At 69.2% G+C, this 18,903-nt stretch carries 15 protein-coding genes; 8 read left to right on the top strand and 7 right to left on the bottom strand.

What is annotated here, in order from left to right:
• Positions 1-6 precede the first annotated feature (6 nt).
• Positions 7-963 (bottom strand): threo-3-hydroxy-L-aspartate ammonia-lyase, encoded by a 957-nt coding sequence (locus JC881_RS06170; protein ID WP_198784764.1) that lies wholly within the window; start codon positions 961-963, stop codon positions 7-9.
• Between the two features lie 114 nt (positions 964-1,077).
• On the opposite strand from JC881_RS06170, the gene JC881_RS06175 reads away from it, so the two are divergent.
• From JC881_RS06175 to JC881_RS06195, 5 genes are all read left to right on the top strand, one after another.
• Positions 1,078-1,794, top strand: coding sequence for a GntR family transcriptional regulator (locus JC881_RS06175; RefSeq protein ID WP_198784765.1), 717 nt, complete (start codon positions 1,078-1,080; stop codon positions 1,792-1,794).
• Positions 1,791-2,666, top strand: coding sequence for a phytanoyl-CoA dioxygenase family protein (locus JC881_RS06180; RefSeq protein ID WP_198784766.1), 876 nt, complete (start codon positions 1,791-1,793; stop codon positions 2,664-2,666). The genes JC881_RS06175 and JC881_RS06180 overlap by 4 nt, the downstream gene beginning before the upstream one ends.
• A 4-nt stretch (positions 2,667-2,670) precedes the next feature.
• A complete protein-coding gene (locus JC881_RS06185; RefSeq protein ID WP_198784767.1) occupies positions 2,671-4,032 on the top strand; it encodes an NAD(P)H-dependent oxidoreductase in 1,362 nt (453 codons plus the stop codon).
• 167 nt (positions 4,033-4,199) lie between these two features.
• Positions 4,200-4,571: a YciI family protein gene (locus JC881_RS06190; protein WP_198784768.1), complete on the top strand. Its 372-nt coding sequence runs from the start codon at positions 4,200-4,202 to the stop codon at positions 4,569-4,571.
• Entirely contained in the window at positions 4,568-5,800 is a 1,233-nt protein-coding gene (locus tag JC881_RS06195; protein WP_198784769.1) for an RNA polymerase sigma factor, read from the top strand. Before JC881_RS06190 ends, JC881_RS06195 begins: the two co-directional genes overlap by 4 nt.
• A 12-nt stretch (positions 5,801-5,812) precedes the next feature.
• Here JC881_RS06195 and JC881_RS06200 read toward each other — a convergent pair whose 3' ends face one another.
• The gene (locus JC881_RS06200) at positions 5,813-7,267 is read right to left on the bottom strand and encodes a serine hydrolase domain-containing protein (protein ID WP_233101545.1); all 1,455 of its coding nucleotides are present in this window, start codon (positions 7,265-7,267) and stop codon (positions 5,813-5,815) included.
• A gap of 107 nt (positions 7,268-7,374) precedes the next feature.
• Between JC881_RS06200 and JC881_RS06205 the strand changes: the two genes are divergently transcribed.
• Positions 7,375-9,981 carry an FtsX-like permease family protein gene (locus JC881_RS06205; RefSeq protein WP_198784771.1) on the top strand — a complete coding sequence of 869 codons (2,607 nt, stop codon included), beginning with the start codon at positions 7,375-7,377 and terminating at the stop codon, positions 9,979-9,981.
• Positions 9,982-10,002: 21 nt separating this feature from the next.
• Here the strand turns inward: JC881_RS06205 and JC881_RS06210 are convergent, their stop codons facing one another.
• Positions 10,003-10,722 (bottom strand): class I SAM-dependent methyltransferase, encoded by a 720-nt coding sequence (locus JC881_RS06210; protein ID WP_198784772.1) that lies wholly within the window; start codon positions 10,720-10,722, stop codon positions 10,003-10,005.
• A 5-nt stretch (positions 10,723-10,727) separates the two neighbouring features.
• Positions 10,728-13,253: a penicillin acylase family protein gene (locus JC881_RS06215; RefSeq protein ID WP_443083333.1), complete on the bottom strand. Its 2,526-nt coding sequence runs from the start codon at positions 13,251-13,253 to the stop codon at positions 10,728-10,730.
• 130 nt (positions 13,254-13,383) lie between these two features.
• Between JC881_RS06215 and JC881_RS06220 the strand changes: the two genes are divergently transcribed.
• Both JC881_RS06220 and JC881_RS06225 read left to right on the top strand, forming a co-directional pair.
• Complete coding sequence (locus JC881_RS06220; RefSeq protein ID WP_198784774.1) at positions 13,384-14,469, top strand: PLP-dependent cysteine synthase family protein; 1,086 nt, start codon at positions 13,384-13,386, stop codon at positions 14,467-14,469.
• Positions 14,469-15,545 (top strand): lipocalin-like domain-containing protein, encoded by a 1,077-nt coding sequence (locus JC881_RS06225; RefSeq protein ID WP_198784775.1) that lies wholly within the window; start codon positions 14,469-14,471, stop codon positions 15,543-15,545. The genes JC881_RS06220 and JC881_RS06225 overlap by 1 nt, the downstream gene beginning before the upstream one ends.
• Positions 15,546-15,759: 214 nt before the next feature.
• Here JC881_RS06225 and JC881_RS06230 read toward each other — a convergent pair whose 3' ends face one another.
• From JC881_RS06230 to JC881_RS06240, 3 genes are read right to left on the bottom strand one after another with little or no spacing between them, the layout of a single operon-like run.
• The gene (locus tag JC881_RS06230; protein WP_198784776.1) at positions 15,760-16,764 is read right to left on the bottom strand and encodes a branched-chain amino acid ABC transporter permease; all 1,005 of its coding nucleotides are present in this window, start codon (positions 16,762-16,764) and stop codon (positions 15,760-15,762) included.
• Positions 16,765-16,774: 10 nt separating this feature from the next.
• The gene (locus JC881_RS06235) at positions 16,775-17,650 is read right to left on the bottom strand and encodes a branched-chain amino acid ABC transporter permease (protein ID WP_198784777.1); all 876 of its coding nucleotides are present in this window, start codon (positions 17,648-17,650) and stop codon (positions 16,775-16,777) included.
• A gap of 45 nt (positions 17,651-17,695) precedes the next feature.
• On the bottom strand, positions 17,696-18,892 hold the full coding sequence (locus JC881_RS06240) for an ABC transporter substrate-binding protein (RefSeq protein ID WP_198784778.1): 1,197 nt from the start codon (positions 18,890-18,892) through the stop codon (positions 17,696-17,698).
• Positions 18,893-18,903: the final 11 nt, after the last annotated feature.

The following is an 18,903-nucleotide window of genomic DNA, read 5'->3' on the forward strand; positions in this document are numbered from 1 at the left end:
AGCAACTTACGCGAGCAGCGCCGCGAAGCGCGACAGGTCAACGTTGCCGCCGCTGATCACGATGCCCACGCGCTTCCCGGCAATGGCCTGGCCCGCGGCGATGGCGCCCGCGAACGCGAGGCACCCCGTCGGTTCCACCACCATCTTCATGCGCTCGGCGAAGAAGCGCATCGCCTCCACGAGCTGGTCGTCGGTCACGGTGAAGATGTCGTCCACGTCGCGCTGGATGATGCCGAACGTGTACTGGCCCAGGTGCTGCGTCTGCGCGCCGTCGGCGATGGTCTTGGGCGTTTCGATGTGCACGATCTTCCCCGTGCGAAACGACTGTTGCCCGTCGTTGCCTGCCTCGGGCTCCACGCCGTAGACCTTGCAATCGGGCGAGAGCGCCCGCGCCGACAGCGCCGAGCCCGAGAGTAGCCCGCCGCCGCCCAGGCACACGAACAGGTGATCGAGCGGCCCCGTCTCCTCGATGAGCTCCTTCACCGCCGTGCCCTGGCCCGAGAGCACGTCGGGGTGGTCGTAGGGCGGAATCATCGTCATGCCTCGCTCTTGCGCGAGCTGTTTGGTGAGCGCCTCGCGGTCTTCGGTGAAGCGGTCGTACATCACCACTTCGGCGCCGTAGCCCTTGGTGGCCGCGACCTTGGCGGCCGGTGCGTCCTTGGGCATGACGATCACGGCCGGCATCGACAGGAGGCGCGCCGACAGCGCGATGGCCTGCGCGTGGTTGCCCGACGAAAACGCGATGACGCCGCCCTTGCGCTGCGCCGCATCGAACCTGGAAAGCGCATTGAACGCGCCGCGGAACTTGAACGCGCCCATGCGCTGGAAGTTCTCGCACTTGAAGAAGAACTGCGCGCCCCACCGTTCGTTGGCGGTGGTCGATTGCAGCACCGGCGTGCGGTGGGCATGGCCTTCGAGCCGCGCGGCCGCGGCGGTGACGTCGTCGTAGGTAGGGAGTTGCATGGGTCGAGCTTAGCGAAGGCTTACGTTCTTTTGCAGCCCCCGTCGGTAAAAACCCGGGATACGCAACGGCCCGGATCTTCGTACTCTGTATACAGAGTTCAAAGAAAGCCGCCCATGCCCGCCCAGCTCGTCAGCATCGAAGTCGCGCCCGACCTCGTCGACCAGGTCTACCGCGCGCTGCTCGGCGCCATCAGCAGCGGCTCGCTGGCGCCGGGCGAGCGCATCACGCAGGAAGACATCGCGCAGCGCCTGTCGGTGTCGCGCCAGCCGGTGCTGCAGGCGCTGCGCCTCCTGAAGAAAGACGGCTTCGTGCACGACGCGCCCGGCCGCGGCGTGCTGGTGGCGCCGCTCGATGCCGAGGGCATGCGCCACATCTACCAGGTGCGCGGCGTGCTCGACGTGCTGGCCGCGCGGCTCGCGGCGCAGCAGCGTTTTCGCATCGACGCGAAGCTCATCGAGCGCGGCCGGCGCGCCGCGCGCGGGCGCAACGTCGAAGCCATGATCGATGCCGACGTGGCCTTTCACCGCGCGATCTACGACGCCTCGGGCAACCCGCTGATCGGCCAGAGCGCCGATCCGCACTGGCGGCACCTTCGCCGCGCGATGGGCGCGGTGCTGCAGGCCGAGCCCCAGCGCGAGTCGCTCTGGGACGAGCACGAAGCCATCGCCAACGCCATCGCCGCGGGCAACGCGGACCGCGCCGCGCGCCTGAGCGAAGAGCACGTCGCGCAGGCCAGCGACGCACTGGCGCGGCGCCTGACGGAACAGCAGGCCCGCAACGCACCCACCCACACCCTCCCTCACAAAGCCCACAAAGGAGACAAGGCATGAAGCTGACCCCCGAGCAACGCGCGCAGTTCGAGCGCGACGGCTACCTGTTCTTCCCCGGCCATTTCTCGCCCGAAGAAACCAGGGCGCTGACCGATGCGGTGCCCGATCTCTACAGCAAGCGCGAGGCCTTCAACGTGCGCGAGAAAGGCTCCGACGCCGTGCGCACGAACTTCGCCGCGCACCTGATCAGCGAGCCCTTCGCCAGGCTCGCGCGCCATCCGCGCATGGTCGGCCCGGTGATGGACCTCTTCGAGGAAGAGGTCTACATGCACCAGTTCAAGATCAATGGAAAGATGGCCTTCGAAGGCCAGGTGTGGCAGTGGCACCAGGACTACGGCACCTGGCTCAACGACGACCTCATGCCCACCGAGCGCGCGATGAACGTCGCGATTTTTCTGGACGACGTGAACGAGCACAACGGACCGCTGATGTTCATTCCAGGCAGCCACCGCAAGGGCGTGGTCGATGCCAGGCACGACCTCACCACCACGAGCTATCCGCTCTGGACGGTGGACAACGACCTGATCGCCCAGCTGGTGGACCGCGCGGGCGGCAAGGAGGGCGGCATCGTCTCGCCCAAGGGCCCGGCCGGTTCGATGATCCTTTTCCACAGCTGCCTCGTGCATGCATCGGGCAGCAACCTCTCGCCCTTCAACCGCGTGGCGGTGTACCTGAGCCTGTGCGCCGTCAGCAACCACATCCGTCGCCACAAGCGGCCCGAGTACATCGCGCACAGAAACTTCACGCCCATCGAGATGCTGCCCGACGACTGCCTCCTGAAGCCCTATCCGGTCGATGTGCCCTGGAAGCACGGCCTGCCCGAGAGCGCGCTGCAGACTTCGCTCGACGTGCGCGACACCGCGGAGGCCTGACCCCATGAGCCTCCACACCCGCCTGCAGCAGCGCGCCGCCGAAGGCCGCCCCATCCGCATCGGCCTGATCGGCGCCGGCAAGTTCGGCGCGATGTACCTCGCGCAGATCCCGCGCACGCCCGGCGTGCAGCTCGTCGCGATCGCCGACCTGTCGCCCGATGCGGCGCGCGTGAACCTCGCGCGCGTCAGCTGGAAGCCAGAGCGCAGCGCCGCGGGCTCGGTGCAGGAAGCGCTGAAGACCGGCGCCACCTGGATCACCGACGACTGGCAGGCCGTGACGCGCGAGCCCTCCATCGACATCGTGGTCGAGTGCACCGGCAACCCGGTCGCCGCCGTGGACCATTGCCTGGATGCCTTCGCGCACGGCAAGCACGTGGTCAACGTGACGGTGGAGGCCGATGCCTTCTGCGGCCCGCTGCTCGCGCACAAGGCGCAGCAGGCCGGCGTGATCTATTCGCTGGCGTTCGGCGACCAGCCCGCGCTCATCTGCGACCTGGTCGACTGGGCGCGCACCTGCGGCTTTCCGGTGGTGGCGGCCGGGCGCGGCCACAAGTGGCTGCCGCACTTCACCGAATCGACGCCCGAGACCGTGTGGGGCAACTACGGCCTCACGCCCGAGCAGGCGCTGCGCGGCGGGCTCAACCCGAAGATGTTCAACAGCTTTCTGGACGGCTCCAAGCCGTCGATCGAAAGCTCGGCGGTGGCCAACGCCACCGGCCTTACCGTGCCGTCGGACGGCCTCCTCTACCCGCCCGCGAGCGTGGAAGACATTCCCTTCGTCACCCGTCCGCGCAGCGAAGGCGGCGTGCTCGAGCGCAAGGGCATGGTCGAGGTGATCTCCTCGCTCGAAGCCGATGGCCGCAAGATTCCCTACGACATCCGCATGGGCGTGTGGGTCACCGTCGAGGCCGAGACCGACTACATCAAGAACTGCTTCGAGGAATACAACGCCCACACCGACCCGAGCGGGCGCTACTTCACGCTCTACAAACGCTGGCACCTGATCGGCCTGGAGGTCGGCATGTCGGTGGCGAGCGTGGCGCTGCGCGGCGAGGCGACCGGCGTGGCCACCTGCTGGAACGCCGACGTGGTCGCCACCGCCAAGCGCGACCTCGCGGCCGGCGAAATGCTCGACGGCGAAGGCGGCTACACCGTGTGGGGCAAGCTGCTGCCGGCCGATCGGTCGCTGCGCCTGGGCGGCCTGCCGCTGGGCCTGGCGCACAACGTCAAGCTCGTGCGGCCGGTGAAGAAGGGCCAGAGCCTCGGCTGGGCCGACGTGGCGATCGACACCTCGACCGCCGCCTATCGCCTGCGCCACGAGATGGAAAGCATGTTCTCCGCCTCCGTCAACGAGAAGGCAGCCTAAAGGCGTACCAGACGAAAGACGTAGGTAGCGCAACCGTTGCGCCAAACGGCAATCGCGTAAAAAATAATCTGCGCGGCACGGACCTTCCGTGTCGAAATGACCGGCTGCGGACCGTCATTGTGGTGAGCGATCTTGCTCAGCAAGCTTTTCCTTCACGGAGAGACACCATGCAGTACATGTTGATGTTCTATCAGCCCGCGGCCGAATTCGAACAGCGCGACGACGCGTCATCCCAGGCCTACCGGTCCAGCTGGATCGCGTACGCCGATGCGGTGCGCCAGTCGGGCGTTGCCCTCGGCGGCCACGGCCTCTTCCCGCCCATGACCGGCACCACGCTGCGCATCCGCGGCGACAAGCGCCAGGTGCAGGACGGCCCCTTTGCCGACACCAAGGAGCAGCTGGGCGGCTACTTCGTGGTCGATGTGCCCGACCTGGACGCCGCGCTCGAATGGGCGGCGCGCGCGCCCTGCGCCGCCAGCGGGGGCGTGGAGGTGCGGCCGGTCTTCATGGCCACAGCGGCTACTGCGGCTACAGCGTGAACTCCCCGGCGGCTCATCAGGCCGCCGACAAGGCGGCGCGCGAGTCGTACGGCCGGCTGCTGGCGATTTTGTCGGCGCGCACGCACGACATCGCCGCTTCCGAAGACGCGCTCGCCGATGCCTTCGCGCGCGCGCTCGAACGCTGGCCTGCCGACGGCATTCCCGCGCAGCCCGACGCGTGGCTCCTGAGCGTGGCGCGGCACCGCAAGCTCGACGCCTGGCGCCACACCCGCGTGCAGGATCAGGCCACGCAGACCCTGCTGCTGCTCGCCGGCGAAATGGACGAAGCCGCCGCCGAGGGCACCGCCGTGCCCGACGAGCGGCTGCGCCTGCTCTTCGTCTGCGCGCACCCGGCCATCGACGCGGCCGCCCGCGCGCCGCTCATGCTGCAGACCGTGCTGGGCCTCGACGCGGCGCGCATGGCCGGCGCCTTTCTCTCCGCGCCCGCCACGCTGGGCCAGCGCCTCGTGCGGGCGAAGGCGCGCATCCGCGCGGCGGGCATTCCCTTCGAATATCCGCAAGCGCGCGACCTGCCGCAGCGGCTGCAGGACGTGCTCGACGGCATCTACGCCGCCTACGGCACCGGCTGGGACGACGTCGACGGCGCCGATGCGCTGCCGCGCGGCCTCACGGCCGAAGCCATCGACCTGGGCCGCATCCTCTGCCACCTGATGCCCGGCGAGCCCGAGCCGCTGGGCCTGCGCGCGCTGATGCTCTTCTGCGAAAGCCGCGCCGCAGCACGCCGCAGCGACACCGGTGCCTACGTGCCGCTCGACCAGCAGGACACCTTGCGCTGGGACCCCGACCTGCTCGCGGAGGCCGAGCGGTGCCTGCGCCTGGCATCGGAGATGAAGTCCCTCGGCGCCTACCAGCTGGAGGCCGCCATCCAGTCGGCCCATTGCGAGCGCCGCGTGGGCGCGCCGGTGGCGCCCGAGGTGCTGGTGTCGCTGTACGAAGGCCTCTTGGCCTTGCGGCCCAGCATCGGCGCGCAGGTCAGCCGCGCCTGCGCGCTGGCGAATGCGCGCGGACCCGAAGTCGGGCTGCGCGCGCTCGAAGCGATTCCCTCGGACGAGGTGGCGAGCTACCAGCCCTTCTGGGCGGCGCGCGCGCATCTGCTCGCTGCCGGCGGCGCGCGTGCCGCGGCGCGGCAGGCTTATGACCGCGCGATCGGGCTCAGTGCGAATGCGGCGGTGCGGGCGTATCTCAACGGGATGTCGCAGCGGCTCTGAGCGACGCCGCGCTCACTCCTGCGGTACGGCGACAGCCTCGCCCACCCGCCGCCCTTCGAGCTGGCTCCCTCCTTGCGCCAGCGTCACCCCCACCACCGCATTGCCCTCCCCGCGCCGGAAGACGATCTGCGCGCCGATGGTGGCAACCGCGAAGCGATCGGTGCCCGTCGGCGTGAGCGCGTTGTAGCCGCGCCCCGTCTCGCGCACCAGCAGGCGCCCGTTGCGCACCGTGAAGCCCAGCGCCTTGGTCTTGCTGATGCGGTACTCGCCCTTGTAGTCCTCCAGCCGCTTTGGATCGACCGGCACTTCCGTCGTCGACACCGGGTAGCGGTTCTTGCCGATCGCCAGCATCACCGGCTGCAGCGGCGCGCGCGCGTTGCTGCTGAGCACGATCAGCGCCTCGCCCGTGTCGGGCGCGATCAGCCACAGCGTGCGGTAGCCCTCGGTGAGCCCCGCGTGCCAGTACGTGCGGCGCCCGCCCTCGGGGCCGCGCACCATCACGGCGTAGCCGATCTCGGCGCCCTCGTAGCGCGCGAGCGGCGTGAGCATGCGCGCGGCCGCCGGGCCCAGCGGGCCGCTTGCGCCGGCCAGGACCGCGCGGCTGAAGGTCATCATGTCGGCCGCTGTCGAGCGCAGCGCGCTGGCCGGCGCGTAGGCCATCATGTCCAGCAGCGGCCGGCGGCGGTCGCCGGAGAAGGCCGGGGCCATGCGCGAGGCCTTGTCGCCCAGCGAAATCACGGTATCGTTCATGCCCAGCGGCTCGGTGATGCGCGCGCGCACCAGCTCGCCCCACGAGGTGTTGTAGCGCTCGGCCAGCAGCTGCCCGAGCAGCGCCATGCCGAAGTTGCTGTACGCGGCCTCGCACGGCGCCGCTGGCGCGGTGAGCTTGATGCGCGAGAGCGCGGCCCAGAACATCGGCCGGTCGAAACTGCGCAGCTGCTCGGCCAGCGGCTCCCCGCCCGTCACGCCATCGGCCATCACGGGCATGCAGCCCGTGTGCGTGGCGAGTTGCCTGAGCGTGACCGCGCCCACCGCGGGCGGCATCCCCTGGACCTTGCCCGCGAGCACCTTGCCCACGGTGTCGTCCAGCTTCAGGTCGCCACGCTCCACCGCCTGCGCGAGCAGGAGGCCGGTGAAGACCTTGGTGACCGAGCCGATCTCGAACATCGGCTGCTCGGCGCTGTTGGGCTCGATGGCGCGCGGGGGCGAGAGCGGCTCGGGGTTGTAGGCCGCGCCATACGAGGCCTTGCCGTTGCGCAAGAGGCCGACGACGAGCGTTCCGCGCTCGGCCCCGAGCGCCGTCTTGGCCAGCACGGCCGGATCGCTCGCGAGGGACAGCGGTTGCTGCTGTTGTTGTGATTGCTGCGGCGGCTGGAGTTGTGCGGCGGCGTTGCCGGCCAGCAGCGGGGCCAGAAGCCAGGCCGCGAACCAGCGGCGGCGCATCACCGGGAACATGCTTGTGGACAAGGCTGGGGGCAGGCGCCGCATCGTCGAATTCCTCGGGGCATCGTCATCGAAAGAGGCGCCATCGTGCCACGCGGATGTAACACGCGGCCCGCGGCCACAATCGGCGCATGCGTGCATTGCTCACCACCTTCTCCTGGCAGGAACTGCGCCACCACCCCTGGCGCAACGCGGCGGCCGTGCTGGCCGTGATGCTGGGCGTGGCGCTCGCGTTCTCGGTGCAGCTCATCAATGCCTCCGCGCTCGACGAGTTTTCGAGCGCGGTGCGCTCGGTCAATGGCCAGCCTGATCTCGAGGTGCGCGCCGTACAGGGCGGCTTCGACGAGGCCGTGTTCGCGCAGCTGGCGCGGCATCCGCAGGTGACGCTCGCGAGCCCCGTGCTCGAGTTCCAGGGCCTGGCCCTCGCCAGCGGCGAACGCCAGGTGCCGATACGCGTGATCGGCGTCGATGCGCTGGTGCTTCCCACCATCGCGCCCGCGCTGATGCCGCAGCCCTCGGCCGGCGCCGACCGCTTCTCTCTCTTCGCGCCCGGCCATGTGTTCCTCAACGCCGCAGCACGCAGCGTGCTGGGGCTCCCGACGGAAGCCACCGGCACCGCCGAGACGGTGCAACTGCGCAGTGGCGCGACATGGCACAAGCTCGACGTGGCCGGCCACGTCGCCGCCAGCGGCACGGCGCTCGCGGTGATGGACATCGCGGCCGCGCAAGACCTGTTCGACCAGGTCGGGCGCCTGAGCCGCATCGACCTGCGCCTGGCGCCCGGCACCGACCGCGCGGCCTTCACCGAGGCGCTGCAGAAATCCCCCGGCTGGCCCGCGGGCGTGCAGTTCGCGGAGCCGGGCGATGCGGCCGAGCGCGTGAGCAACCTCTCGCGCGCCTACCGCGTCAACCTCACGGTGCTCGCGCTGGTGGCGCTGTTCACGGGTGCGTTCCTGGTGTTCTCTGTGCTGGCACTCAGTGTGGCCAAGCGCGCGCAGCAGTTCGCGCTGCTCGGCGTGCTTGGCCTCACGCCGCGCGAGCGGCTGCGGCTGGTGCTGGCCGAATCGCTGGTGCTGGGCGTGATCGGCAGCGCCGCGGGCCTGGCGCTCGGCACCGCGCTCGCGGCCTTCGCGCTGCGGGTGCTGGGCGGCGACCTGGGCGGCGGGTATTTCGAAGGCGTCGCGCCCAAGCTGCACTGGAGCGGCGGCGCGGCACTGCTCTACGGCGGCCTCGGCGTGGCGGCCGCGCTGGTGGGCGGCTGGTGGCCCGCGCGCGCGGCACAGGCGCTGCCCGAGGCGCAGACGCTCAAGGGGCTGGGCGCCGCGCCCACGCAAAGCCGCAGCCACTGGCTCGCGCTCGGGCTGATCGCACTGAGCGCTGCGCTCGCCAACATCCCGGCCATCGGCGGCATTCCGGTGGCGGCGTACCTCTCGGTGGCGTGCCTGCTGGTGGGCGGCATCACCGCCCTGCCCTGGCTGATCGCGCTGCTGTACGACCGCATCGCGCCCGCGTTCGCCGAGCGCGTGCTGCCGATGCTGGCCATCGAGCGCGCGCGGCGCATGCGCGGCACGGCGGCCGTGGCGGTGAGCGGCGTGGTCGCGAGCCTGAGCCTCGCGGTGGCGCTCACGGCGATGGTCGCGAGCTTTCGCGATTCGGTGACGCACTGGCTCGACGTGGTGCTGCCGGCCGACCTGTACGTGCGCGCCACCGCGGGCGGCCGCGGCGGCAACAGCGGCGGCACGAGCAGCACCGACACCGCGACCTTTCCGCCCGCGTTCGTGCAGGCACTGGCGCAACTGCCCGGCGTCGCACGCACAGGCACGCTGCGCACGCAGTCATTGCAGCTCGATGCCGCGCAGCCGGCCGTGACGCTGATCGCGCGCAGCCTGGAAGGCAGCGCGTCGCAATCGCTGCCGCTGGTGGGCTCGGCGCTGCCCGTGCCCCCGGGGCAGATCGGCATCTACGTGAGCGAGCCGATGGTGGAGCTCTACGGCGCGAAGCCGGGCACGGCCTTCGCGCCGCTGGCCGCCGCGCTGTCGGCCACCGCGCTTCCCACGAAGGTCGCGAACACCTTCTTCGTCGCGGGCGTGTGGCGCGACTACGCGCGGCAGTTCGGCGCCATCACGATGGACGCGCGCGACTACGAGCGCATCACCGGCCAGCGCGACGTGAGCGACATCTCGCTGTGGCTCGCGCCGGGCGCCTCCGAAGGCGCCGTGCAGGCGGACGTGCGCGCGCTCGCCGCGCGCCAGGGTGGCGGGTCGCCCGACTCCGTGGAGATCGCCTCGGTCGGGCAGATCCGCACGACGTCGCTGCGCATCTTCGACCGCAGCTTCGCGGTGACCTACTGGCTGCAGGCCGTGGCCATCGCCATCGGTCTCTTCGGCATCGCGGCGAGCTTCAGCGCGCAGGTGCTCGCGCGGCGCAAGGAGTTCGGGCTGCTTGCGCACCTGGGGTTCACGCAGCGCCAGGTGCTCGCGGTGGTGGCGGGCGAAGGCGCGGCGTGGACGGCCATCGGCGCGGTGGCCGGACTGGTGCTCGGGCTCGCGGTGTCGGTGGTGCTCGTGAAGGTGGTGAACCCGCAGAGCTTTCACTGGACGATGGACCTGCTCGTGCCGTGGGCGCGCCTCATCGCGCTGTGCGGCGCGGTGGTCGTGGCGGGCACCGTCACCGCCTGGCTGGCGGGACGGGCGGCCGCGGGCAAGGACGTGGTGCTGGCGGTGAAAGAGGACTGGTAGGACCCTCTCGTCCTTCAACGCTCAGAGGTCCGACGTTCCGTTCCAGTCGACGAGGCCCGTGCCGCTCCAGTGGCCGAAGGAAGTGAGGTCCATCTTGGGCCGGGCGATGCGGCGCCAGATATCGATCATGTTCACGACGCGGATGTCGTCGAACACGATCACCACGTCGCGCGACAAATTCAACGTGGCCAGATTCGCGAGGATGTTCGCTTCGGTGATGCCGTCCTTCGGCCCGTCGACAAAGATCAACTCGGCCGCTTCGAACAGCGCGCGATGCGGCTCGATGCCGCCTGGCGCGGAGATGTCGTGCAGCACTTGCCGCACGCGGCCCGCGGCGAAGTCGGAAGGCGCGAGCCATGTGTCGGGAAAGCTGTCCCACGCCAGCAGGTCGAAGGTGGTCAGCGTGCCCGATGGCTGCAGCTCCTGCGCGAGCGCCAGCGTGCCCATGCCGGTGAAGGTGCCGATCTCGATCACTGTCCTGGGGTTCAGCGTGCGCACCAGCGCGGCGAGCAGGCGGTAGTGCTCGCCGGGCCAGGTGTCGAACCAGTGCGGCTCCGTCGACGCGCGGCCTTCGTAGATCGGAAGCGCCCCATCCATCGCCGCCGAACAGGCCTCCAGCGCGATCTCCATCAGGCGCCGGCTGGGCCGGGCAGGCTCGTCATCCATGCTCGCGATGATCGAGACTTCCTTGTGGCGCGCGGGGACTGCGGCGAATGTCCGGTTGAGCTCGTCGAGGGTCATGCCGCCTATTTTGCGGGCGCGAGCTGGATGCGCTCCACCGTTTCCTTCTCCACCGCCCCGCGGCTGTAGACCAGCGGCACGTACTTGCCTTCGAGCCACAGCGGCGCGAGGTCGCGGTAGTTCGGGCTGTCCGGGTTGCCCGACTGGCCGGGCGTGTTGATCACGCGCGAGGCGTCCCAGTTGCCCACGTCCAGCACCATGCGGAACGATGCGCCCGCGGTCAACTTGTAGTCGCTCGCGCGGTAGGTCGCGGCCATCGGCGTGAAGCTGGAACCGGACATCGGCCAGTCGCCGACGTCGAGCTTCTTGCGCGTGGCCGCATCGACCACGCCGGCCAGCGGATGGCGGAACTCCGCGCGGTGCAGCGTGCCCCACTTCCAGGCCTTCATGTCGGGGCCGAGCTTGGCGGTGAGTTCCTGCATCGCGGGCGGCAGCGTCTGCAGCAGCAGGGCATCGCGCTCCGCGTCGCTGACCCAGCCGAACGGGTTCTCCAGCAGCAGCACCATGCGCGTGTTGTCGCCGGGCGCCGCCAGCGGCGCGCCCACATCGCCCGCGCCGGCCTTGAGCACCGCCGCGCGCAGCGGCTTGCTGCTCCACACCTCGTAGAGCGCGGCCGCGGCGCTGTCGCGGTCCATCGTGCCGTCCCAGCCCTGCAGCAGGCGCAGGCCCGCGGCCGTTTGCGCGTCGTCGCTGCGCAGGCCCGCCAGCAGCTTCAGCAGCCGCTGCGCGGGCGTCGCGACGATGTCGTTCTGCATGCGCTCGGAGTCCTCGATGGTGAAGCGCGAGCCCGCCGCCACCTTCGCGGCGAACAGCTCCTTCAGGCGGCGCGCGCGGGCCGCATCGCTCCACTCGTAGCCGATGCCTTTCTTGGCGGCCGGATGGTCGGGCGGAATGTTGTTCTCGTTGGCGGTCACCACGTAGCCGCGCGCGGGGTTGAACTCCGAGGGCAGCTCGTCGCCATTGCGAAAGCCCGACCACTCGTAGCGGCCGTCGCCCGGCACGGGCATGAGGCCGTCCCAGTTCGGGCGGATGGGCGTGAGGCCGCCCGGAATCCAGCCGACGTTGCCGCTGCTGTCGGCATACACCTGGTTCTCGCCGGGCGCGCCCCAGCGGTTCATCGCGGCGCGGAACTGGTCCCAGTTGCGTGCGCGCATGTAGTCCATCGAACCGAAGTACGGCGCCATGCCGGGCTCCAGCCAGGCCGCGCGCAAGGCATACGCGCGGCGCTTGCCGGGCTCCGAAAGCAGCACGGGCCCGTGGCGCGTGAAGGTGTTGACCACTTCGCGCGGCGCGCCCTCGCCCTTGACCGCGATGCGCTCGGTGACGCGCGTCATCGGCTCCCAGCGGCCCTGGTAGCGGTACTCGTTGGGGTTGCGCGGGTTGAGCTGGTACACGTACAGGTCTTCCTGGTCCATGTAGAAGCGCGTGAGGCCGAAGGCGATGGTGCCGTTGTGGCCGATCGACAGGCCCGGCAGGAAGGGCTCGCCCGCGCCGATGGCGTCCATGCCGGGCGCGCTCAGGTGCGTCATGTAGCGCAGGCTCGGCGCGCCGTGCGAGCGGTGCGGGTCGTTGGCCAGGATGGGCCGGCCCGTGGACGTGAGCTTCGGCGAGATGACCCAGTTGTTGCTGCCGTAGGCGCCCGTGGGATCGCCTTGCAGGGCCTGTTCCTGTTGCTGCGCCGCGTCCTGCTCGGCTTTCGCGGCGATGGATTCGGCGCTGCCGGGCAGCAGGGCGACCGGCGTGGAGGGCGCGCCCGCGTCCATGCCCACGCGCGTGTTCGCCTTGCTGAACTGCGGCGATTCGGTCGCCCGCATGTAGGCCGCGCGCAGCTCCGCCGCGGGGATGGTGCAGGGATCGAAACCCACCGGCACCTTCGGCGTGACCGGCGGATCGAGCTCGCGGCGCAGCCAGTCGGCCTTGACGCCCTGCCCGCCGGCGCAGAAAGCGCGCGCGCGATCGACCTCGGACGTGAAATTGAGCGTGAGCCCGTGGTGCCGGATGCGCACCACGTCCTCGGGCGACCACGTGGCCGGCTGGTAGCCCAGCAACGCGAACTCGGTGGGCAGCAGCGCGGGCTGCGCGCGCACCTGCGCGACGTAGGCGTTGACGCCGGCGGTGAAGGCCTCGGCCACGCGCTTGGCGTCCGACCCGTAGGCCAGCCACTCGCGGTACATGTCGCCGCGGTAGAGCACGGCGCGCGCGGCGCGGTCGCTCTCGACCCAGGCGGGGCCGAAGTCTTTCGCCATTTCGCCGAGGCCGCGCTTGCGCCAGAGGTCCATCTGCCAGAGCCGGTCGCGCGCGGCGATGAAGCCCTGCGCCACGAAGGCGTCGTAGAGCGTGCCCGCATACAGGTGCGGAACGCCCCAGCGATCGACCAGCACCTCGGCGGGTTTCTCCAGGCCGGGCACGGTGAAAGATGAAGAGGGGCGCGTGGGCGTGTCGCTGCTGCCCGGAGGGCTGGATGCGCAGCCGGCCAGTGCGATGGCTGCAAGCGCCGTGGCGCCAAGGGAAAGCCGATGGTTGTTCGGCATGCGTCGCGCTGCGAGGCGCGGGCTCGTTCTTTTCATGTGTCTCGTCTCCTGCCTTGTTGATGGCAGCGCACAGTATCCAGATTTCTTCGGGGCGCGAGGTTACAAGGCATGACTTGTAGACTGGCGCGCTATGCAGCCCACACCCTCCTTTCTCCCTGGCGCCTCGTGCAGCGGCTGGCTCGGCGGCGCCATCCACCGCATCGAGGCCGACTACCAGCGCAGCGCCGACACGCACCTGATCCCGCTGCCCCTGCCCGCGCTCGCGGCCGCGGGCATCGACCTGTACCTGAAGGACGAATCCACCCATCCGACGGGCAGCTTGAAGCACCGGCTCGCACGTTCGCTCTTTCTCTATGCGCTGTGCAACGGCTGGGTGCGCGAGGGCACGACGATCGTGGAGGCGTCGAGCGGCTCGACGGCGGTGAGCGAGGCCTACTTCGCGCGGCTCCTGGGCCTGCCCTTCATTGCGGTGATGCCGCGCAGCACCTCGCCCGAGAAGATCGCGCAGATCGCCTTCTACGGCGCGAGCTGCCACTTCGTGGACCACGCGGCGCAGGTGTACGAGGAAGCCCGCGCGCTGGCCGAGCGCACGGGCGGCCACTACATGGACCAGTTCACGTATGCCGAGCGCGCGACCGACTGGCGCGGCAACAACAACATCGCCGAGAGCATGTTCCAGCAGATGGCGCGGGAGCGCCATCCGATCCCCGAATGGATCGTGGTGGGCGCGGGCACCGGGGGCACGAGCGCCACCATCGGCCGGTACCTGCGCTACCGCTGCCACGACACGCAGGTGTGCGTGCCCGATCCGAAGGGCTCGGTGTTCTCGGCCTATCACCGCACGGGCGATGCAACGCTGACGGCGGTCGGCTCGCGCATCGAAGGCATCGGGCGGCCGCGCGTGGAGCCGAGCTTCATCCGCACGCTGGTCGATCGCATGATCGAGGTGCCGAACCTCGATTCGGTCGCGGCGATGCATGCGCTCTCGGCGCTGCTCGGGCGCAAGGTGGGGCCTTCGACGGGCACCAACTTCATCGGCATGCTGGCCGTGGCGCAGGAGATGCGCGCGGCCGGGCGGCAAGGATCGATCCTGTCGCTGCTGTGCGATTCGGGCGAGCGCTACCTGCCGAGCTACCACGACGCGGCGTGGGTGAAGAACGCGTTCGGCGACATCGGGCCGGCGCAGCAGCGCGTCGATGCGCTGGTGGCGGGGTGATGTCGTTCGGCCCTTTCGGCCCTTCCGGCCTCTCGCGGCGCAGCCTGTTGCTGGCTGCGTTGGCTGCGGCACCCGCAAGCTGGGCCTTGTCCGCGCGCTCGCTGCAGTTCCCGCGTGACTTCGGCAGCCATCCTGATCTGCACACCGAGTGGTGGTACATCACCGGCCATGCGAAGAATGCGGCGGGGCGCGAATTCGGCTTCCAGGTGACCTTCTTCCGCTCGCGCATCGACGCGACGCAGGCCATGCGCTCGGCCTTCGCCGCGAAGAACCTCGTGTTCGCACACGCGGCCGTCACCGATCTCGAAGGCCGCGTGCTGCTGCACGACCAGCGCATCGCGCGCGCCGGCTTCGGCGTGGCATCGGCGAGCGAAGCCGACACCGAGGTGCGATTGCGCGACTGGTCGCTGGTGCGCAAGGACGGCAGCTATGCGGCGCGCATTCCGGCCGGCGAGTTCGCGCTCGACCTGCGCTTCACGCCGACGCAGCCTGTTCTCCTGCAAGGCAACGCCGGCCTCTCGCGCAAGGGACCCGATGAAGCCCAGGCGAGCTACTACTACAGCGAACCCCAGTTGAAGACGCAGGGCAAGCTCACGCTCAAGGGCCAGGGCTTCGATGTCGATGGCACCGCGTGGCTCGATCACGAATGGAGCGAGGCGCTGATGCATCCCGAGGCCGTGGGCTGGGACTGGATCGGCATGAACCTGGACGATGGCAGTGCGCTCACCGCCTTTCATCTGCGTCGCAAGGATGGCAGTGCGCTGTGGGGTGGTGGTTCGTTTCGCACGCGCGATGGTGTTCTGCGCGTGTTCAAGAACGACGAGGTGCGCTTCGAGAGCGTCAACGCGTGGAACAGTCCGCGCACGCAGGCGAAGTACCCGACGCAATGGCGCGTGCAGACGCCGTCCGGCAACTTCGAGGTGCGCGCGCTGCTCGATGACCAGGAACTGGACAGCCGCGGATCGACCGGAGGCGTGTACTGGGAAGGCCTCAGCGATCTTCTTGATGCGCAGGGAAAGCGCGTGGGGCGTGGCTATCTGGAGATGACGGGGTACGCAGCGCCGCTGCGGCTGTAGGTTCTGTTCAGGGCGGGTGCACAGGCCACCGGGTGCTCCCCTCCGCGAATGTCCCCCGGGCTTCGCCCTCCTCCTTGATTTCGCTGCGGGGAGCACCCGATGCCCTGCGCACGATGGGCGCTGTCGTTGTGCCGGAGGATCAACCGCGGGGGATCGAGATCACTGTGCTGCCGAAGGCCAACCAGCGGCCTTCGGGGCGGGTGCGTTCAGCCGGTCAGTGCGACGGGCCCGAGCCGCGTCCCTTGCGCCGGTCGATGAAGGCGATGATCTCGCCCATGATCCCCTTGCGGAAAGCGAGCACGCAGATCACGAAGATCAGGCCCGTGACCATGGTCACCGACTCGCCCAGCGTGTTGAACCAGTCGATGGTCGTGATGCGCGCGAGGAAGTTGCCCAGCTCGCCGATCTTGTTCTCCAGCAGCACCACCACCGCCGAGCCGACCAGCGGACCCGAGAGCGTGCCCAGGCCGCCGACGAGCGTCATCAGGATGACCTGGCCCGAGGCGGTCCAGTGCACGTCCGACAGGGTGGCGAAGCCCAGCACCAGCGTCTTTAGCGAGCCCGCGAGGCCCGAGAGCGCGGCCGAGATCACGAAGGCCAGCAGCTTGAAGCGGCTCACGTCGTAGCCGAGGGACAAGGCGCGCGGTTCGTTCTCCTTGATGCCTTTCAAGACCTGCCCGAACGGCGAGTGGATGGTGCGCACGATCAGGAGGAACGCGGCCACCACGACGACCAGCGCGACGTAGTACATCGTGAGGTCGTTCGACAGGTCGATGACCCCGAAGAGCTTGCCGCGCGGCACGCCCTGCAGGCCGTCCTCGCCGCCGGTGAACCTGGCCTGCAGCGCGACGAAGAACATCATCTGCGCGAGCGCCAGCGTGATCATCGCGAAGTAGATGCCCTGGCGGCGGATGGCCACGATGCCGAAGATCCAGCCGAGGAAGGCGCCGCTCAAGGTGCCGGCGATGAGGCCCAGCTCGGGGGTGAGGCCCCAGACCTTCATGGCATGGCCCGCCACGTACGCGGAGCCGCCGAGGAATGCCGCATGGCCGAACGACAGCAGGCCGGTGAAGCCCAGCAGCAGGTTGAAGGCCGCGGCGAACAGCGCGAAGCACATGAGCTTCATCACGAACACCGGGTAGGCGCCGAAGAACGGCGCCGCGATGAGCGCGACCAGCAGCAGTGCGTAGACGACGGTGGAGATCTTTTTCATGTTCATGCCGTCCGCCTTATTTCTCTTTGCCGAACAGGCCGGCGGGGCGGATGAGCAGCACGATGACCATGATCACGAACACAACCGTAGACGATGCCTCGGGATAGAAGACCTTGGTGAGCCCTTCGATCACGCCGAGGCCCAGACCGGTGAGGATGGCGCCCATGATCGAGCCCATGCCGCCGATCACGACCACGGCGAAGACCACGATGATGAGGTTCTGGCCCATGAGCGGCGAGACCTGCATCACCGGTGCGGCCAGCACGCCGGCGAAGGCGGCGAGCGCGCAGCCGAAGGCGTAGGTCAGCGTGATCATCAGCGGCACGTTGACGCCGAAGGCTTCCACCAGGCGCGGGTTCTCGGTGCCGGCGCGCAGGTAAGCACCCAGGCGCGTCTTCTCGATCACGTACCAGGTCGCAAAACAGATCACCAGCGAGGCGACGACCACCCAGGCGCGGTAGTTGGGCAGCACCATGAAGCCCAGGTCGGTGGCGCTGGAGAGCGCATCGGGCGCGTCGTAGGGCAGGCCCGAGACGCCGTAGACCGAGCGGAACACGCCTTCGATCAGGAGCGTGAGGCCCAGGGTGAGCAGGAGGCCGTAGAGATGGTCGAGCTTGTAAATCCAGCGCAGCAGGAGCCGCTCGATCACCACGCCGAAGAGGCCGATGACGATGGGCGCGGCAATCAGCATCACCCAGTAGTTGATGCCGAAATACTCCATGGCCATCCAGGTGAGGACGGCCCCCAGCATGAACAGCGCGCCGTGCGCGAAGTTGATGACGTTGAGCAAACCGAAGATCACCGCCAGCCCGAGGCTCAGGATGGCGTAGAACGAGCCGTTGACCAGCCCCAGAAGGAGTTGGCTCAACAAGGCGGGAAGGGAAATGGTCATAAGCGTTTCAACGAACCCGGGCGCCGCTGCGGCGCCCGCGGGAGATCACTTCCAGAGGGCGCACCGGCTCTCGGCCTTGGTCGTGAAGACTTCTTCGCCCTTCAGCTTCTGGACGACCTTGTAGTAGTCCCACGGCTGCTTGGATTCGGCCGGCGACTTGACCTGCATCAGGTACATGTCGTGCACGAAGCGGCCGTCGGCGCGCACGGTGCCCTTGGCATAGAAGTCGTCGATGGGCGTGGACTTGATGGTCTCCATCACCTTGTCGGCATCGACCGTCTTGGCGGCCTGCACGGCCTTGAGATAGGTCATGGTGGCCGAGTAGTCGGCCGCCTGGATGTCGGTGGGCATGCGCTTGGTCTTCTCGAAGAAGCGCTTGCCGAAGGCGCGCGTCTTGTCGTCCAGGTTCCAGTCCCAGCTGGTGGTGAGCAGGAGGCCCTCGGTGTTCTTCAGGCCCAGGCTGTGCACGTCGGTCACGAACACCAAGAGGCCGACCATCTTCATGCTCTTGGAGATGCCGAATTCCTTGGCGGCCTTGATCGCGTTCTGCGTGTCGCCGCCCGCATTCGCGAGGGCCAGCACCTGCGCCTTGGAGTTCTGCGCCTGCAGCAGGAACGACGAGAAGTCCGACGTGTTGAGCGGATGCTTCACGCTGCCCAGCACCGTGCCGCCCTTCTCCTTCACCACCTTGGTGGCGTCGGCCTCGAGCGCCTGGCCGAAGGCGTAGTCGGCCGTGAGGAAATACCAGCTCTTGTCGCCGCGCGCGATCACCGCGCCGCCGGTGCCCTTGGCCAGCGCCACGGTGTCGTAGGCGTAGTGCACGGTGTAGGGCGAGCACTGCTCGTTGGTGAGCGCCGAGCTGCCCGCGCCGTTCACGATGAAGACGCGCTTCTTCTCCTGCGCGACCTTCGCCATGGCCAGGCCCGTGCCCGAGCTGGTACCGCCGAACAGCATCGTCAGGCCCTGCGTGTCGATCCACTCGCGTGCCTTGGAGGCGGCGATGTCGGCCTTGTTCTGGTGATCGGCCTGCAGCAGCTCCACGGGCATGCCGTTGACCTTGCCGCCGAAGTCGTCAATGGCCATCTGGATGGCGAGGGCGCCATTCTTGCCCTCCACGTCCGCGTAGAGGCTCGACATGTCGGTGATGAAACCGATCTTGACCTTGTCCTGCGCCTGCGCGGCGCCGGCCGCCATCAGGCAGGTTGCGGCGAGGCAGGCGGAGGCGATGAGCGTGCGTTGCATGGCGTGATCCT

It is taken from the genome of Variovorax sp. IB41 (genome assembly GCF_016405905.1).
Lineage (GTDB): Bacteria > Pseudomonadota > Gammaproteobacteria > Burkholderiales > Burkholderiaceae_C > Variovorax.

Bases quoted from the DNA above. Each gene is read 5' to 3' on its own strand.
- JC881_RS06185 (WP_198784767.1), top strand. From the start codon at position 2,671: ATGAGCCTCCACACCCGCCTGCAGCAGCGCGCCGCCGAAGGCCGCCCC.
- JC881_RS06175 (WP_198784765.1), top strand. From the start codon at position 1,078: ATGCCCGCCCAGCTCGTCAGCATCGAAGTCGCGCCCGACCTCGTCGAC.
- JC881_RS06240 (WP_198784778.1), bottom strand. From the start codon at position 18,892: ATGCAACGCACGCTCATCGCCTCCGCCTGCCTCGCCGCAACCTGCCTG.
- JC881_RS06220 (WP_198784774.1), top strand. From the start codon at position 13,384: ATGCAGCCCACACCCTCCTTTCTCCCTGGCGCCTCGTGCAGCGGCTGG.
- JC881_RS06205 (WP_198784771.1), top strand. From the start codon at position 7,375: ATGCGTGCATTGCTCACCACCTTCTCCTGGCAGGAACTGCGCCACCAC.
- JC881_RS06170 (WP_198784764.1), bottom strand. From the start codon at position 963: ATGCAACTCCCTACCTACGACGACGTCACCGCCGCGGCCGCGCGGCTC.
- JC881_RS06210 (WP_198784772.1), bottom strand. From the start codon at position 10,722: ATGACCCTCGACGAGCTCAACCGGACATTCGCCGCAGTCCCCGCGCGC.
- JC881_RS06225 (WP_198784775.1), top strand. From the start codon at position 14,469: ATGTCGTTCGGCCCTTTCGGCCCTTCCGGCCTCTCGCGGCGCAGCCTG.
- JC881_RS06230 (WP_198784776.1), bottom strand. From the start codon at position 16,764: ATGAACATGAAAAAGATCTCCACCGTCGTCTACGCACTGCTGCTGGTC.
- JC881_RS06180 (WP_198784766.1), top strand. From the start codon at position 1,791: ATGAAGCTGACCCCCGAGCAACGCGCGCAGTTCGAGCGCGACGGCTAC.
- JC881_RS06235 (WP_198784777.1), bottom strand. From the start codon at position 17,650: ATGACCATTTCCCTTCCCGCCTTGTTGAGCCAACTCCTTCTGGGGCTG.
- JC881_RS06215 (WP_443083333.1), bottom strand. From the start codon at position 13,253: ATGCCGAACAACCATCGGCTTTCCCTTGGCGCCACGGCGCTTGCAGCC.
- JC881_RS06190 (WP_198784768.1), top strand. From the start codon at position 4,200: ATGCAGTACATGTTGATGTTCTATCAGCCCGCGGCCGAATTCGAACAG.